This is a genomic window from Alcaligenes sp. GCM10023179 (assembly GCF_042653705.1).
Lineage (GTDB): Bacteria > Pseudomonadota > Gammaproteobacteria > Burkholderiales > Burkholderiaceae_B > Alcaligenes > Alcaligenes phenolicus.
Genome location: NZ_JBHSIQ010000002.1, coordinates 307,237 through 323,021 on the forward strand (window position 1 = coordinate 307,237; position 15,785 = coordinate 323,021).

At 56.7% G+C, this 15,785-nt stretch carries 11 protein-coding genes; 2 read left to right on the forward strand and 9 right to left on the reverse strand.

Annotated features, from left to right (window positions below; genetic code table 11):
* Positions 1–382: 382 nt before the first annotated feature.
* A complete protein-coding gene (locus tag ACFPDR_RS10790; RefSeq protein WP_035270974.1) occupies positions 383–1,708 on the reverse strand; it encodes a solute carrier family 23 protein in 1,326 nt (441 codons plus the stop codon).
* A 319-nt stretch (positions 1,709–2,027) separates the two neighbouring features.
* Here ACFPDR_RS10790 and ACFPDR_RS10795 point away from each other — a divergent pair, with 319 nt between their 5' ends.
* Entirely contained in the window at positions 2,028–2,666 is a 639-nt protein-coding gene (locus tag ACFPDR_RS10795) for a histidine phosphatase family protein (RefSeq protein ID WP_376911119.1), read from the forward strand.
* Between the two features lie 294 nt (positions 2,667–2,960).
* On the opposite strand, the gene ACFPDR_RS10800 is transcribed toward ACFPDR_RS10795, so the two are convergent.
* The 4 genes from ACFPDR_RS10800 to carA form a co-directional block, all read right to left on the reverse strand.
* The gene (locus tag ACFPDR_RS10800; protein WP_376911120.1) at positions 2,961–3,731 is read right to left on the reverse strand and encodes an SDR family oxidoreductase; all 771 of its coding nucleotides are present in this window, start codon (positions 3,729–3,731) and stop codon (positions 2,961–2,963) included.
* A gap of 13 nt (positions 3,732–3,744) precedes the next feature.
* Positions 3,745–4,641, reverse strand: coding sequence for a lipid A hydroxylase LpxO (gene lpxO, locus ACFPDR_RS10805; protein ID WP_026485242.1), 897 nt, complete (start codon positions 4,639–4,641; stop codon positions 3,745–3,747).
* A 141-nt stretch (positions 4,642–4,782) separates the two neighbouring features.
* Complete coding sequence (gene carB / locus ACFPDR_RS10810) at positions 4,783–8,025, reverse strand: carbamoyl-phosphate synthase large subunit (RefSeq protein ID WP_088450966.1); 3,243 nt, start codon at positions 8,023–8,025, stop codon at positions 4,783–4,785.
* Positions 8,026–8,033: 8 nt separating this feature from the next.
* The gene (gene carA / locus ACFPDR_RS10815) at positions 8,034–9,197 is read right to left on the reverse strand and encodes a glutamine-hydrolyzing carbamoyl-phosphate synthase small subunit (RefSeq protein ID WP_035270978.1); all 1,164 of its coding nucleotides are present in this window, start codon (positions 9,195–9,197) and stop codon (positions 8,034–8,036) included.
* A gap of 169 nt (positions 9,198–9,366) precedes the next feature.
* On the opposite strand from carA, the gene tal reads away from it, so the two are divergent.
* Positions 9,367–10,329 carry a transaldolase gene (gene tal, locus ACFPDR_RS10820; protein ID WP_376911121.1) on the forward strand — a complete coding sequence of 321 codons (963 nt, stop codon included), beginning with the start codon at positions 9,367–9,369 and terminating at the stop codon, positions 10,327–10,329.
* A 141-nt stretch (positions 10,330–10,470) separates the two neighbouring features.
* Here the strand turns inward: tal and ACFPDR_RS10825 are convergent, their stop codons facing one another.
* From ACFPDR_RS10825 to ACFPDR_RS10840, 4 genes are all read right to left on the reverse strand, one after another.
* A complete protein-coding gene (locus ACFPDR_RS10825) occupies positions 10,471–11,571 on the reverse strand; it encodes a YncE family protein (protein ID WP_376911122.1) in 1,101 nt (366 codons plus the stop codon).
* A gap of 85 nt (positions 11,572–11,656) precedes the next feature.
* Positions 11,657–14,080: a TonB-dependent siderophore receptor gene (locus tag ACFPDR_RS10830; RefSeq protein ID WP_376911123.1), complete on the reverse strand. Its 2,424-nt coding sequence runs from the start codon at positions 14,078–14,080 to the stop codon at positions 11,657–11,659.
* 194 nt (positions 14,081–14,274) lie between these two features.
* Positions 14,275–15,261, reverse strand: a complete 987-nt coding sequence (locus ACFPDR_RS10835; protein ID WP_125304698.1) for a FecR family protein — start codon at positions 15,259–15,261, stop codon at positions 14,275–14,277.
* Entirely contained in the window at positions 15,251–15,754 is a 504-nt protein-coding gene (locus tag ACFPDR_RS10840) for a sigma-70 family RNA polymerase sigma factor (RefSeq protein WP_042483745.1), read from the reverse strand. The genes ACFPDR_RS10835 and ACFPDR_RS10840 overlap by 11 nt, the downstream gene beginning before the upstream one ends.
* Positions 15,755–15,785: the final 31 nt, after the last annotated feature.

The window sequence follows — 15,785 nt, forward strand, 5'->3', positions numbered from 1 at the left end:
ACGCTCCGTAGCAGGAGCGCCTGGAAGATAGGGGGATAACGATGATGGGGCAAACAATCAAACAGGTTGAATCGGCCGACTTGAAAGTCCTGCTGACCCTACAGCGTACATTCAAACACACTGCTCAAGCCAAACCTGCCGGCTGCCCCAATATGGCTTTTCCGACACAGAGAAATTCTGCGGCAGAAAAAAACCCCGCGAAGAACCGGGGTGTGAGATCTATTGTCGGCAAACTGCCTGAAAATAGCAAGCCCCTGAAACCCCTGTGTAAAAAAACAGAAGCTCAAGGGCCACGGGTTTAGAGCAGGCTATGTCAAGACTGGCGACAGGCTGAGGGCCAAACTAGTCAGAGCCAGGCCAGTCTTGATTCGCCTTGGGCCGACTACACCATATTCTGGCGACGGCCTCGCAACAAAGCGTGCAGCAAAATAGCACCAAAGGTGGCGCAGCCAATGCCGTCCAGACGAATTACGCCAAACTGCAAGGAGAAGTTACCAGCCCCCAGAATCAGGGTGACGGCTGCCACCAGCAAATTGCGGTTATCGCTGAAATCCACCTGGTTCACCACCCAGATACGGGCGCCCGCAATAGCGATCAAACCAAACACCACGATAGACATGCCACCGAGTACAGGACCAGGAATCGACTGAATCACGGCACCAAACTTGGGCGAAAAGCCCAGGAAAATCGCGATCACGGCAGCAAAGGCAAACACCAGCGTCGAGTAGATACGGGTAGCGGCCATCACGCCGATATTCTCAGCGTAAGTCGTCACACCAGTGCCGCCTACCGAGCCGGACAGCATGGTCGCCACGCCATCACCCACGAAAGCACGCCCCAGATAACCGTCCAGATCCTGGCCGGTCATGGCGCTAACCGCCTTGATGTGACCCAGATTCTCGGCCACCAGAATAATGGCCACCGGCACAATCACGGTCATGGCATGAGCCTGGAACACAGGCGCAGAAAAGCTGGGCAGACCCAGCCAGGCAGCTTCAGCAACCGGCGCAAAGTTGATTGGGGTGCCGTAGCCCATCACATTGGTGAAAACCCAGTACAACACGCAAGCCAGAGCCAAACCCACCAGAATCAGCAAACGCTGAGCCACCCCACGGGTATAGACCGCAATACCACCCACGCACAACACGGTCATCAAGGCCATCATGGAATCGAAGGTGCCGCTACCCATCGCGCCCTTGGCCGCAATAGGAGCCAGGTTCAGGCCAATCACCGCCACAATCGAGCCGGTAACAACCGGAGGCATCCAATGGTTGATCAAACGCGCTGCCCCACCCTGGGTACGGGCATTGAACACCCAGACCAGAACACCGATCAGCGTATAGACCAGACCACAGATAATAATGGCCCCCAAGGCCACGCCAATATTGGGATTCGGGCCGCTACCGGCATAGCCGGTAACCGCAATCACACCACCAATAAACGCAAAGCTGGAACCCAGGTAGCTGGGAACCCGGCCACCGACAAACACAAAGAAAATCAGCGTACCAATACCGGACATCAAGATGGCCAGATTGGGATCAAAGCCCATCAACAAGGGGGCCAGAATGGTGGAGCCGAACATGGCCACCACGTGCTGCGCACCCATGGCAATGTTTTGCGGCGTGGCCAGACATTCGTCGGGCTGCACAACCGCACCGGGTTCGCTGCCGGACACTCGGCGCCAACGCGGGAAGTAAGACTGAGACATAAAGGGTTCCAGAAAAGGAATAAAGAAATACAGCGCAATTCGTCAGACGGTCGCGCAGTGCTCCCTGAGGCACTGGCTGATTCGTTGAGGCATGATTTTAAACGTGAAAGACTCAACAAGGCACCTGAAAATAAGGCAGTACGCGGTAAACCCCAACATGGATCCAGCCAATACAGGTTTCAAACTGCCTTTTGACGTCGATGCTCGCGCTATATGCGGTATATACCCCCTCTATCTGCCTGTGCTTGACTGGCCCATTACAATAGACAATCAGCCTGCCTTTGGCAGTCCGATTCCCTAGCAGAGTGATTACGCCAGCATGAGTACGTCTATTTGTCTGATCCGCCATGGTGAAACCGCCTGGAACGCCGTACGCCGTTTACAGGGCTGGCAGGATATAGAGCTGAACGAGACCGGCCGCGAACAGGCCCGTGCCCTGCAAAGTTACCTGAGCTCCCCGGCGTTTCACATGCCTGTGGATGCCGTCATCAGCAGCGATCTGCAACGTGCCTCGGAAACAGCGGCAATTGCCTGTCAGCATTGGGATATTGAAATCCAGCAAATCCAGGGACTGCGCGAGCGTGGCTTTGGCAAGCTGGAAGGTCAAGCCTGGGATGCGGCAGGCCGTCATGGCCCGGATCAGCCCGACGATACCGTCGATATCGATTATGCCGTAGAGGGCGGCGAATCACTGCGTCAGTTTCAAACACGGGTTCTGAGCTGCTTTGAGGCGCTGGCGCAGGACAATACGGGCAAAAACCTGCTGGTCTTTGCCCATGGCGGTGTCATTGATATGGTTTGGCGCAAGCTGAACCAGCAGGCGCTGAATGCCAAGCGCACTCACGCAATTCTGAATACCAGCCTGAACTTCTTCAGCATTGATGCGGACTTGAACTGGACCTGTACGCAGTGGGGGCAGTTGCCACATCTGAATACGGCACTGGACGAGCAACTCTAAGCCATACATAGCCATGATCAGGCTGCTATCCGCAGATCGGATTAGCTGTAGCGTTCGATAAACCAGCCTGAGACTTGTGCGGAGTCCTGTCCGCCTGACTCACCTCATCAGTTCCTGACAGTGTCTCCAGCGCCACGCTCGCAAGCTTTATCCTTACGATAGCGACGGCCCTATACCAGGAAGAGCCACAGGCACTATTGCGGTTGCGGTTGCGGTTGCGGTTGCGGTTGCGGCCATAAGCATAGCCACGCTGAGGCCATTAAGGGCCTCAAAAATCAGCTACAGGGGCAATGATCAGCTTTTTTTGTTCAGTCGTGGCTTGCGCGGCGCCTGACGAGCCAGACGGTCATACAGCCAATTAGGTAAAAGACGCATCAGGCGAGAGACAACTCCCATCTGCCACGGAATGACTCGATAGGACACGCCCTGCTCGATGGTCTTGCGGGCTTTGCGGGCAAAGTCCTCAGCAGGCATCAGAAACGGCATGGAGTAAGGATTCTGTGCCGTCATGGCCGTGCGAATATAACCGGGCGTAATGGTGACAACAGAGACACCGTACAGCGACAGCTCCAGCCGCAAGCTTTCGCAGTAGGCAATGACAGCCGCCTTGGAGCTGCTATAAGCTCCTGCACCAGGCAGACCACGAATACCCGCCACGCTGGCAATACCCACCAAGGTTCCCTTCCCCGCCGCTTTCATGGTGCCGATAAAAGGCTCGAAGGTCGCCACCATGGCCAGAAGGTTTGTATCCACAATGGCTTTGAAGACGGAAAAATCCTCGGTTTCTTCCGTCAAGGTGCCAGCGCTAATCCCCGCACTGGCAATGACCACATCAATTTTTTGCCCTGTGAACTGCAAAAAGTCCTGGGCCGCTTGATGCAAGGCGTCTCTGTCACGTACATCCGCCACATAGATACGGTGCACACCGGGCAAGCTCTCAGCCAGCGCCTGGAGTTCTTCCTGACGCCGGCCCAGCAAACCCAGGCAAGCACCTTGAGCGGCGTATTCCTGGGCTAGCGCTTTGCCCAGACCGCTGCTGGCACCCGTGATAAAGACGGTTTGCATCTTTGCCTGCTTTTTACAGGAAGATCAGGGCAGCAATGCCCAGCACCAGCAACCACTTGAGGATGTAGTACAGGGTTTCGTTCTTTTTCTTGATCGCCTTGCCGAAACGACGCACTGCATAAACCGTACCGAAAATACGGTTGATACCACCCGTGCGGTCGCCTTCCTGGTTAGGAGCGGCAGCGGCGCGCAGCAAGAAACCACCTACTGCGTGATTGATCGCCTGTGCCCAGCGGTAACGCATGGGGCGCTCTACGTCCGCAAACAAAATAATGCGGTTCTGATCCGTTTTGTTCTCGGCGTAGTGAATAAAGGTTTCATCAAACACCACGGCCTCGCCATCACGCCAGTGGTAGCGCTGGCCGTCCACTTCGATATAACAATCCGGACTATTAGGCGTCATCAGCCCCATGTGAAAGCGCAGCGAACCCGCATAAGGGTCGCGGTGACGCGGTAAACGGGCACCGGGTGGCAAGGAGGTGAACATGGCCGCCTTGATCGAAGGAATGTCCTTGAGCAGATTGGTCGTCACCGGGCACAGTTCGCGTGCCGAAGGATGATCCGCGTCATACCACTTCAGGTAAAAACGCGTCCAGCCGGTTTTGAAGAAGGAGTTGAAACCCGCATCGTTGTACTTGTCCGAGGCCTTGATATGGCCTTCGCCAAATAGCTGCTCGGCCTCGGCACGGATTTCATCGCAGTGCTCCAGCAGCTTGTTCAGCTCGGGAAAATGTTTCAAATCCAGATACGGTTCGTTCGGTACTGCCGAAAAGCCGTACATGAAGACGTTCAGAGGAGCCGTGAAGGTGGAATGATCCAGCAACTGGCGAGAAAACCGGTGCCTGACTCGACCCCTGAAGTGCACAACAATCGTGCACACGATGAACAAGGCAAGAATGAACCATTTCACGACATGATCTCCAAAGAAGAAAACTTCTGCACTGTGCAGGCGGTGGCCTGCGTGCTGCCCCAATACGACGGCTTGGTCTTGTCTGATGCAAGAACAAAAAAAGGCGCACCACTAAGGTGCGCCTTTCCAGCCGGGTAAGACTTAGTGTTTCGCGAGCAGAGCGTGCAGCTCTTGAACCGCGTAAACTTTCAAGCCCTCACCTTGGCTCAGATACTGCAAGCCTTGAACCGCCGCCACAGCACCGGCAATGGTGGTGTAGTAGGCCAGGTTGGCAGCCAGCGCATGTGTACGGATTGTACGCGAATCAACGATGGCGTTGCGACGCTCTTCAACCGTATTGATGACCAAGGAAACTTCACCGTTCTTGATCATGTCCACAATGTGCGGACGACCTTCGGTAACCTTGTTCACCACTTGAACAGCCAGACCGGCCTGCTCGATGGCGCTGGCGGTACCGCGGGTAGCCACAACCTTGAAGCCCAGCGAGATCAGGCCACGAGCCACTTCAACCGCTTGTGGTTTGTCCTGAGCACGCACGCTGATGAAGGCCAGACCGCCCTTGGGCAGGTTCACGCTGGCAGCCATCTGCGACTTCACGAAGGCTTCGGCAAACGAGGTGCCCACGCCCATGACTTCACCGGTGGACTTCATTTCAGGTCCCAGAATGGTATCCACACCAGGGAACTTCACGAAGGGGAACACGGCTTCTTTCACGCTGTAGTAAGACGGCGTGACTTCTTCAGTAATGCCTTGCTCAGACAGAGTCTGACCAGCCATGGCGCGAGCGGCGATCTTGGCCAGCTGCAAACCGGTAGCCTTGGACACGAACGGCACGGTACGCGAAGCACGTGGATTCACTTCCAGCACGTACACATCACCATCCTGAATGGCGAACTGCACGTTCATCAGGCCCTTCACGTTCAAGGCCTTGGCCATGAGTGCGGTCTGGCGCTTGATTTCAGCTACGGTTTCGTCGCTGAGCGAGTAAGGAGGCAAGCTGCAAGCGGAGTCACCGGAGTGAACACCAGCTTGTTCAATGTGTTGCATCACACCGCCCACAAACACGCGCTCGCCATCGGCCAGGCAGTCCACGTCCACTTCGGTAGCGTTGTTCAGGAAGTGATCCAGCAGCACGGGCGAGTCATTGCTGACCTTGACCGCTTCGCGCATGTAGCGCTCCAGGTCTTGCTGCTCGTGCACAATTTCCATGGCGCGGCCACCCAGCACATAGCTTGGGCGCACCACCAGGGGGTAGCCAATTTCAGCAGCCAGAGCAATGGCTTCGCCTTCGGTACGAGCCGTACGGTTTGGCGGCTGACGCAGACCCAGCTTGGTCAGCAGCTTCTGGAAGCGCTCACGGTCTTCAGCCACGTCAATGGATTCAGGGCTGGTACCGATGATAGGTACACCGTTGGCTTCCAGAGCACGTGCCAATTTCAGCGGAGTCTGGCCACCGTACTGAACGATGGTGCCCACGGGTTTTTCGATGTGAACGATTTCCAGCACGTCTTCCAGAGTCAGAGGCTCGAAGTACAGACGATCGGAGGTGTCGTAGTCGGTAGAAACGGTTTCGGGGTTGCAGTTGACCATGATGGTTTCGTAACCATCTTCGCGCAATGCCAGAGCAGCGTGCACGCAGCAGTAGTCAAACTCGATACCCTGACCAATACGGTTAGGACCACCACCCAGAACAATGATCTTCTTCTTGTTCGTAGGATTGGATTCGCACTCTTCCTCGTAGGTCGAGTACATATAGGCCGTATCGGTGGAGAATTCAGCCGCGCAGGTGTCCACACGCTTGTAGACAGGACGCACGTTCAGTTGGTGACGCAGTTTGCGCACTTCCGATTCCACGGTGTCCAGCAGAAAAGCCAGACGGCGATCGGAGAAACCACGGCGCTTCAGACCGAACAAGGTGTCGCGGTCCAGATCGGCCAGCGTCTTTTGCTCCAGAGCCAGTTCAATGTCCACGATCTCTTTGATCTGGGCCAGGAACCAGGGGTCGATCTTGGTCAGGTTGTGAACTTCGTCCAGGGTCAGGCCTTGAGCGAAAGCATCGCCCACGTACCAGATACGCTCTGGGCCGGGTTCGCCCAGTTCGACCTGCAGTTTTTCGCGGTCGGTGGTTTTCTGGTTCAGACCATCCACACCCACTTCCAGGCCACGCAGGGCTTTCTGGAAGGATTCCTGGAAAGTGCGGCCAATAGCCATCACTTCACCTACGGACTTCATCTGGGTGGTCAGGCGCGAATCGGCCTGAGGGAATTTTTCGAAAGCGAAACGTGGCACCTTGGTAACCACGTAGTCGATGGTGGGCTCGAACGAAGCAGGGGTCGCACCGCCGGTGATTTCGTTCAGCAGCTCGTCCAGGGTGTAACCCACGGCCAGACGCGCAGCGATCTTGGCGATAGGGAAGCCCGTGGCTTTGGAAGCCAGAGCCGAGGAACGAGACACGCGCGGGTTCATTTCGATAACGATCATGCGGCCGTTATCGGGGTTCACCGCGAACTGAACGTTCGAACCACCGGTATCCACACCGATTTCGCGCAAGACGGCGATCGATGCATTACGCATGATCTGGTATTCGCGGTCGGTCAGGGTTTGGGCAGGAGCCACGGTGATGGAGTCACCGGTGTGCACACCCATGGGGTCCAGGTTTTCAATGGAGCACACAATAATGCAGTTGTCGGCGCGGTCACGCACGACTTCCATTTCAAACTCTTTCCAGCCCAGCAGGGATTCTTCAATCAGCAGTTCGTTGGTTGGCGATGCTTCCAGACCACGACGGCAGATGGTTTCGAATTCTTCAGGGTTGTAGGCAATACCGCCGCCCGTACCGCCCAGCGTGAAGCTGGGGCGAATCACGACGGGGAAACCGGCGGTGCCGATTTCTTCAGCGATACGCTTTTGAACCGCCCAGGCTTCGTCCATGCTGTGAGCCACGCCGGACTTGGCGGACTCCAGACCGATGGAGGTCATGGCGTCCTTGAATTTCAGGCGGTCTTCGGCTTTTTCGATAGCAGCGGCGTTGGCACCGATCAGCTCGACACCGAATTTTTCCAGCACGCCATGCTTGGCCAGATCCAGGGCGCAGTTCAGCGCGGTTTGGCCGCCCATGGTGGGCAAGAGCGCATCGGGACGCTCTTTTTCAATGATTTTCTCGACAGCTTGCCAGGTGATGGGCTCGATGTAGGTGACGTCGGCCGTATCCGGGTCCGTCATGATGGTGGCCGGGTTGCTGTTGACCAGCACAGTCCGGTAACCCTCGGCCTTCAGGGCCTTACATGCCTGGGCTCCCGAGTAGTCGAATTCACAAGCCTGACCAATGATGATCGGGCCTGCGCCAATGATAAGAATGCTTTTTAAGTCTGAACGCTTTGGCATAGTGCGATTTATTTATTGGCCTGGTGGGCAGCCATCAGGCTGATGAATTTGTCGAACAGCGAGGCAATATCGCGCGGGCCGGGAGTGGCTTCGGGGTGACCCTGGAAGCAAAACGCGGGGCGATCTGTCAACTCGAAGCCTTGCAGGCTCTGGTCGAACAAAGAAATGTGCGTGACCTTGGCATTGGCTGGCAAGGTTGTGGCATCCACCGCAAAGCCGTGATTCTGGCTGGTGATGAACACGCGGCCGCTGGCCAGTTCCTGCACAGGGTGGTTGGCACCGTGGTGGCCATTTTTCATCTTCAAGGTCTGAGCACCTACGGCCAGACCCAGGATCTGATGACCCAGGCAAATACCAAACACAGGCAACTTGCGCTCCAGCAAGCCCTTGCAAGCTTCGATTGCGTAATCGCAAGGCTCCGGATCGCCAGGGCCGTTGGACAGGAACACGCCATCAGGTTCGTAAGCCAGCACATCGGCCAATGGAGTTTGCGCAGGCACGACGGTGACCTTACAGCCACGGTCCGCCATCAGGCGCAGGATGTTGGCCTTGACGCCAAAGTCGTAAGCCACCACGTGGAAGCGGTCGCCTTCGGGCTTGGAGAAACCTTGGCCCAGTTCCCACGAACCTTCGGTCCAGTTGTAGGACTTGTCGGTGGTAACCACCTTGGCCAGGTCCTGACCCTTCAGGCCAGGGAAAGAGCGGGCCAGTTCCAGTGCACGTTCGGCATCATCACCCACCAGGATGCAGGCACCCATGGAGCCTTTCTCGCGCAAAATGCGAGTCAGCTTGCGGGTGTCGATACCGGAGATGGCCACAACGCCCTGAGCTTTCAGGTAGTCGGGCAAAGACTGGGTGGAGCGGAAGTTGGACAGGCGGGCGGGACAATCGCGAATGACAAGCCCGGCAGCGTGGGCTTTGGTGGATTCGGAGTCCTCTGGATTGACACCGGTATTACCGATGTGCGGATAGGTAAGCGTAACAATTTGACCGCTGTAGCTTGGGTCTGTCAGGATTTCCTGATAGCCCGTCATGGCTGTATTGAAAACGATCTCAGCAACACAGTGCCCCTCGGCACCGATTGATACCCCTTTGAATAGGGTTCCATCCGCCAGGGCTAGGACGGCACTAGTGATAGTGCGGGACTCCTCAGGAAATAAAGACGGCAGCACGTTAAAAACCCCGGATTCTGAAATTAATATTAAACCTTCTAATTATATGCTCAAACGGGGTTTTTCCGGTAGTTTATCGGTAATAACACCGAAACCAGGCACGAAAACCTGGAAAATCGACTACAGTAATTGATTGGTTTGATGGCTTTGCGATGGACTAGTAACAGACATGACTACTCAGCTTGACTCCCTGCGCCAGTGCACAACCGTAGTGGCCGACACAGGCGATTTTGAAGCGATGCGTGCGTATCGCCCTACCGATGCAACAACCAATCCTTCCCTGATCTTGAAGGCTGTCCAGCAGGCGGCCTATCGCCCCTTGCTGGACCGTGTCATCGCCGACCACCCTCACGCCAGCCTGGCAGAAACCAGCGACCTGTTGCTGGTTGCCTTTGGCCAACAAATTCTGGACATTGTTCCCGGCCGCGTCTCCACCGAAGTGGATGCTCGCCTGTCCTTTGATACCCTGGCCAGCGTCGAGCGCGCCCGCCATATCATTCAGCATTACGAAAAGGCCGGTGTGCCGCGCGAACGGGTACTGATCAAGCTGGCCAGCACCTGGGAAGGCATCCAGGCCGCCCGTGCGCTGCAGGCCGAAGGCATCAACTGCAACCTGACCCTTTTGTTCTGCCTGCCGCAAGCCATCGCCTGCGCCCAGGCCAAAGTCACCCTGATCTCGCCCTTTGTGGGTCGCATCTACGACTGGTTCAAGAAAACCGCTGGCCAGGACTGGGACGAAAGCGCCAACCAGGGCGAGAACGATCCCGGCGTGCGCTCGGTCCGCAGCATTTACGAATACTACAAAACCTATGACATCCCCACGGAGATCATGGGTGCCAGCTTCCGCAATGTCGGCCAGATCAAGGCGCTGGCCGGTTGCGATCTGCTGACCATCAGCCCGGATCTGCTGGGCCAGCTGGATGCAGCCCAGGGTGAAGTCCCTGCCATGCTGGATGTGGCGCGCGCCAAGGCGGTTGCCCCCGAATGGCGTGCCAGTAACGAAATCACTTTCCGCACGGATTTGAACCAGGACGCGATGGCTACTGAAAAGCTGGCCGAAGGCATCCGTCAGTTCACCGCGGATGGCATCAAGCTGGACTCCTTGATTCAGCAAGCGCGTCAGCAGGCTTGATCACTGGCACTGCGATATAAAAAGGCTTTGCATCCTGCAAAGCCCTGAAAGAAGCCCGCTGCTTGATCAACAACTTGAGCAGCAAAAAGAATCAGCCCGGCATTGCGCCGGGCTGATTTGCTTTGAACCTTCAGGCTGCAATCAGATCTTGCTCAGATCAATACGCACCACACTTTCGCGGGCGCTGACCTTATGGTCAGGCGTGAAGGGAGCTTTCACCGTGACATACAGCTGATCGTCCGGCCCCAGCAGCAGACTGTTGGGATGAGCAAGCAAGCTGTATTCCGCCTTTTTCGCATAGCTGCCCGCATCCAGCACAGACACCTTGCCCTGCTGGCGGTGCGACACATACAGCTCGTCACGCTTGGGGTTATAGACAATATCCAGCGCGTCCCCTACGTCCAGTTGCTCCAGCAGCTTGCCTGTGCTGGCATCCAGCACATAAACCGTTTTCTGATGCTGGTTTTCCGTGGCGTATAAACGGTTGCGCTTCGGGTCCAGAGCAAAGTTGAGCAAGATCGCCGGCTTGTCCCCGGCAGGTTTCCAACGCTGTTGGATCTGGTTCTTGTCCGTATCAATCACCAGCACTTCACCGTCGCCATTGCCTGCGTACATACGGCGATGATCCGTGTCCAACAATAAACCGGTCACCCATTTGCCCGCATTCTCAATGGTGTTGAGCACTTCCATGCTGCTCGTGTCCAGCACCCAGATTACCGCCGGATTGCCTACGCCCCCTACATAAAGACGCTTATGGGCCTCATCCAGCTTCACCGTACGTGGCCCCACCTTGAAACCATCCGTCCCCATATTGCTGAAGGCCGTACGTTTCAGACCGCCCTTTTCGCCCAGCTCCACGCGCGCAACTGCCGGGTTCAGGCTGTTCGTCATGAACAGTACATTCCCCTCGGCATTGCTGCTCAAGCCAAAATTGCTTTCATCGGTGTGAATCACACCCAGCACATCCAGAGTCTGCGGGTCCAGCTTGTAGAGCGCCCCGCCCCGCACACCATCAAGCATTTCTGCCGAGGCTACATACAGGGCCTTTTCAGACGCGCTGTAAGCCATCTGATAAATCCCGTAAGCCAGTTCCTTGCGCAAGGCGCCATCGGCCGTGATCAAGCTGCGCTGCGCCAACTCTGGACTCAAGGGCTGCACAGATGGCTGGGTAGGTTGAGCATACGCGGTCACGCTCAACAGGGCCGCCGACAAAACGGACATCAGAAAACATCGTTTCAACATTTTGTTTTTCCCTTCCAGGTCCAGGTAGGGCCAGGCGGTATCGAATACAGCCGCGAAGCCCTGCCTGACGTTAACAATCAGCGAATCAGAAATTCACGGAGGCCGACAACATGAACGTGCGCCCTGCCCCGTTCGTGGCAAAGTTGCTGGAAGCCAGCCAGTAGCGCTTGTCGGTCAGGTTTTCGATATTGGCGCGGATCACCACATCCTTGCCCGCAATATCGGTGTAGTAGCGCGCACCTACATCAAAGCGGGTCATGGCGGGCAGCTTCAAGGTATTGGTGTTGTTCAGATACTGGGACGAGGTATGAATCACGCGACCATTCAGGCTCAGGCCTTGTACCCAAGGCGTATCCCAATCCAGACCCAGGTTATAGGTGCTGGCAGGTACACCCGGTGCCCGGTTGCCTTCATTCACACCGTTCTGGGTTTTGGTGAGCTTGCCTTGGGTAAAGCCAGCACTGGCCATCATGCGCAAACCTGGCATCAATTCACCGTAGGCACTCAGCTCCAAACCACGGTTGCGCTGTTCGCCAAAGTAGCCATACACATTGTTTCCATCCTCTTGCCCTGCAGGTCGGGCAATCTGCCACAGGGAGGCCGAGGTCATGATGCCACCCCAATCCACTTTCACACCCGCCTCATACTGACGGGACTTGAAAGGCTTGAGAATCTCGCCACGATTCGCGTAGGTGTCCCCAACAATCGTGCCGCGCGTCAAACCTTCGGTGAAGTTGGCGAAGACCGAGACATTCTCTATCGGCTTGACCACAATCCCCGCCAAAGGCGAGATGGAGCTGGCCTTGTAATCGGAGGTTTTTACACCTGTAGTCGTATTGAAGCTGGTGCCATCCACGGTCTGACGACGCGCCCCCACCGTCAGCAAGACACGGTCATCCGCAAAGGACAAGGTATCTGCCACGGCAAAGCTGAGCAGGCCGGTACTGGACGCTTTTTGTGGCGTCAGCCGCTCTGTTGGACCTACCGGAATAGGCACAGGATTATAGATATTGGAGTCCGCCACTTCCGTGCCAGGGCTGTAGGCATTGCCCAGCTCCTGATCCATATAGCTCACTCCGAAAGCCAGCTTGTGCGCCACGCTGCCCGTGTCGAAATCCACGCTCAAACCCGCATCGCTACTTAGCGTTTTGGAGTAGGAATCATAGAAGGTGGAGATCACGCTGAAATTGCCATCCGCATCCACAGACTGGCGCACATTGGGATTCCCCGGTTTCACATTCACCGGGAAAATCTGGCGGTTCTTGCCGTGGCGATAGCCCACCCCGATATGCCCGGTTACCGAATCGCTGAAGTCATATTCCAGACGGGACATGATGGTGTTGTCGCGCTGGGTCAGGCGAGTGCCGGGGTAGAAATTGGTACGGCCATCCGGAGGTGCAGGCAGCTCGGTCAGATCGCTTTGAAAGCCAATTTGTGAACGGATATTTTCCAGCGTGTCTTCCTGGTGGATGACATCCGCAGACCAGCGCAAACGGGCGCCTCTATAATCCACGCCCAGGGCGGCCATGCCCAGATCCTGCTTGCCGTCGCGTGACGTGGCTTCTCCACCGCGCTTGACGCCGTTAAAGCGCACGCCCCATTCCTTGTTTTCACCGAAGCGGCGACCCACATCCAGCTGTGCCGTCACATTTGCCTGGCTGACATAACTGGCCGTCACGCGGGTCAAGGGCTCGTCCTCAGCCCGCTTGGTCACCAGATTGATCGCCCCGCCTATACTCCCTCCGGGTGGGATACCGCGCATCAAGGTGCCGGGCCCTTTCAGGACTTCCACACGCTCCAGAATCTGCACGGGCACACGGCTGGAAGACACCAGACTGTACAAGCCGTTCACGCTGACATCGCCACTGCCCACCGCAAAGCCGCGAATCACAAAGTCCTCACCAAAACCGCCGGTAGAGGTCGTCGTGCGCACCGCCGCATCATTCACCACCACATCGGCCAGAGTTCTGGCCTGCTGGTCATAGAGCAGCTCGGAGGTGTAGTTGGTGGTGCTAAAGGGGTTATCCATGACATCCACGGAACCCAGCAAACCCAGGCTGCCACCTGTTGCCACTTGCCCGCCCACATAAGCAGGCGACAAGTCGCCCAGAATCCCGCCCTTGACAGTAATGGTGGACAGCTCGGCCACCGAGGAGGCCGGGTCCGGCGTCAGGCTGATGGTATTGCCCTTGCGCTTGTACGTGATGCCTGTGCCCGCCAAGAGCTGCTGCAACGCCTGCTCAGGAGAATAGCTGCCCGACAAGGCCGGCGCCTGATGGCCATCCACCAACTCCTGAGAGAAGAAGATCTGGACCGAGGCCTGCTGCCCCAACTGCAACAAGGACTTGCTAAGGGGCTGCACAGGAAGATTGATGGAGGTGGCTTGAGCCTGCGCACGTACGTCCAGCGGCAAGGCGCTGACGGCGCAGGCCAGGCTGATTGCCAGAATCGTCAAGCGTGTATTGATTGCGGGCTTGTTGCGCCACACAGAAGAGGTCGGTGTATTCACAGTCTGACTAGGTCCAAAGAGTAGCAAGGCACGCCCAAGGCGGCCTCAAGACAAGGTGATGGGCGCTGCCGTCTGCGACATAAAACAGCTCCCCTTACTCTATCGACGAACCAGAATCAAAACACCGGAACAAAAATGAGAATTATTTTTGATAAATGAAAAACAGAGCCTGGATTGCCAGGCAAACTCGGGCTCTATTCGCTGATTCGCAGTTGTCCGCTGGGCAAGGTTTGAACTTTCACCGGCACCAGGTCGGGCAAGGTGTGAATCAGGGCCAAAGGCTCATTCACACTGAAAACCCCAGCCACCTTGTAGGAGGCAAAACGGGGCGCATCGAAAACAGCCGCTTGCGGCAAGTAACGATTGATCTGTGCCACCGCCTGCTCCAGCGGCGTGTTTTCGAACACAATCATGCCGTTACGCCATGCCAGGCTGGTATCCAGATCCGCCTTTTCCACCAGTCCCAGAGGAGCATCCTCAGCCGTGTAAACGGATTGCCCACGCTCCAGCAAGCGGGTATCCCGGTCCCACCAGGCACCCTGCTGCACCTTGACCGAACCGGACTCTACCGTCACCTGCAATTGCTGCTGCTCATGCAGAACATTGAAGCGCGTCCCTGTGACCACCACCCTGCTTTGCCCGGCATGCACCACAAACGGTCGGGACCGATCAGGCTGCACATCAAAGAACACCTCGCCTGCATACAGGTCAACGACACGCTCATTCTCGTAAAAACGAATCTGCGCCCGTGTGCCGGTATTGGCCATCAAGGTAGAGCCATCAGGCAGACGCAATTCTTCGTGCAGCCCGCGTGGGGTCGTCAATGTGGTTTGATAGGAGGGCTCAGTATCCAGGCTAGCCCGTATTCCTACAGCGGCAAGCACACCCGCCGCACACAGTCCTGCCGTCATGCCCCAGGCAAAACGACGGCGTGGCTTGTTGACCCGGGCCGATGGGCGCGAAGCCCGCAAGGCAGCCCGCAGCTCGGACTCGGGAATCTGCAAGGTCGCTTGCCAGATCGCCTCCAGATGGCGGTAACAGCGATCATGCTCCTGATCAGACTGTCGCCATTGCTCGAAGGCACGCCAATCCTCGGGCGAGGCCTCACCCGAGCGCAGATGAGAAAACCAGGCGGCCGCCTGATCCTGTGCGGTCGCTGCGTTCAGGACATCAGGGGGCATACTTCTGTAACCTTGTACTCAAATGTCGCAACGCTTTGTTCATATGCTTTTCCACCATGGCACGAGAGATCCCCAGTTCACTGGCAATCTCGGCATGGGAGCTTCCCTCCAGGCGCTGGTAAATATACACCTGCCTGCAAATGTCCGGCAGTTCATCCAGCACCGTTCTTAAATCATTGACCATCTGGCTGGAATACACCTGGGACTCCGGGCCAGTTGCCAAGGGATGCTCGGATTCATGCAGTTCGTGCAAGGGCACCATGGGCAGTTTTTCCTCCCGCCTGTGCCGGTCGATCAGACCGTTGGAGGTACTGCGTTGCAGATAGGCCGCCGGATTATCGGCCGAAACCGAGCCGTTTTCCAGTATGCGCAGCACAGCGTCGTGCATGGCATCTTCCACATCGTGATCAACGTGAGATCGACGACGCCACGCCCCCAGCAGCTCGCTGTAGTGAGCAAGCCAGGTTTTACGAAAGGCACGGCGGTCGGACATGAAAGCAAAGAGCCTGTAAGGAAAGGAGAAG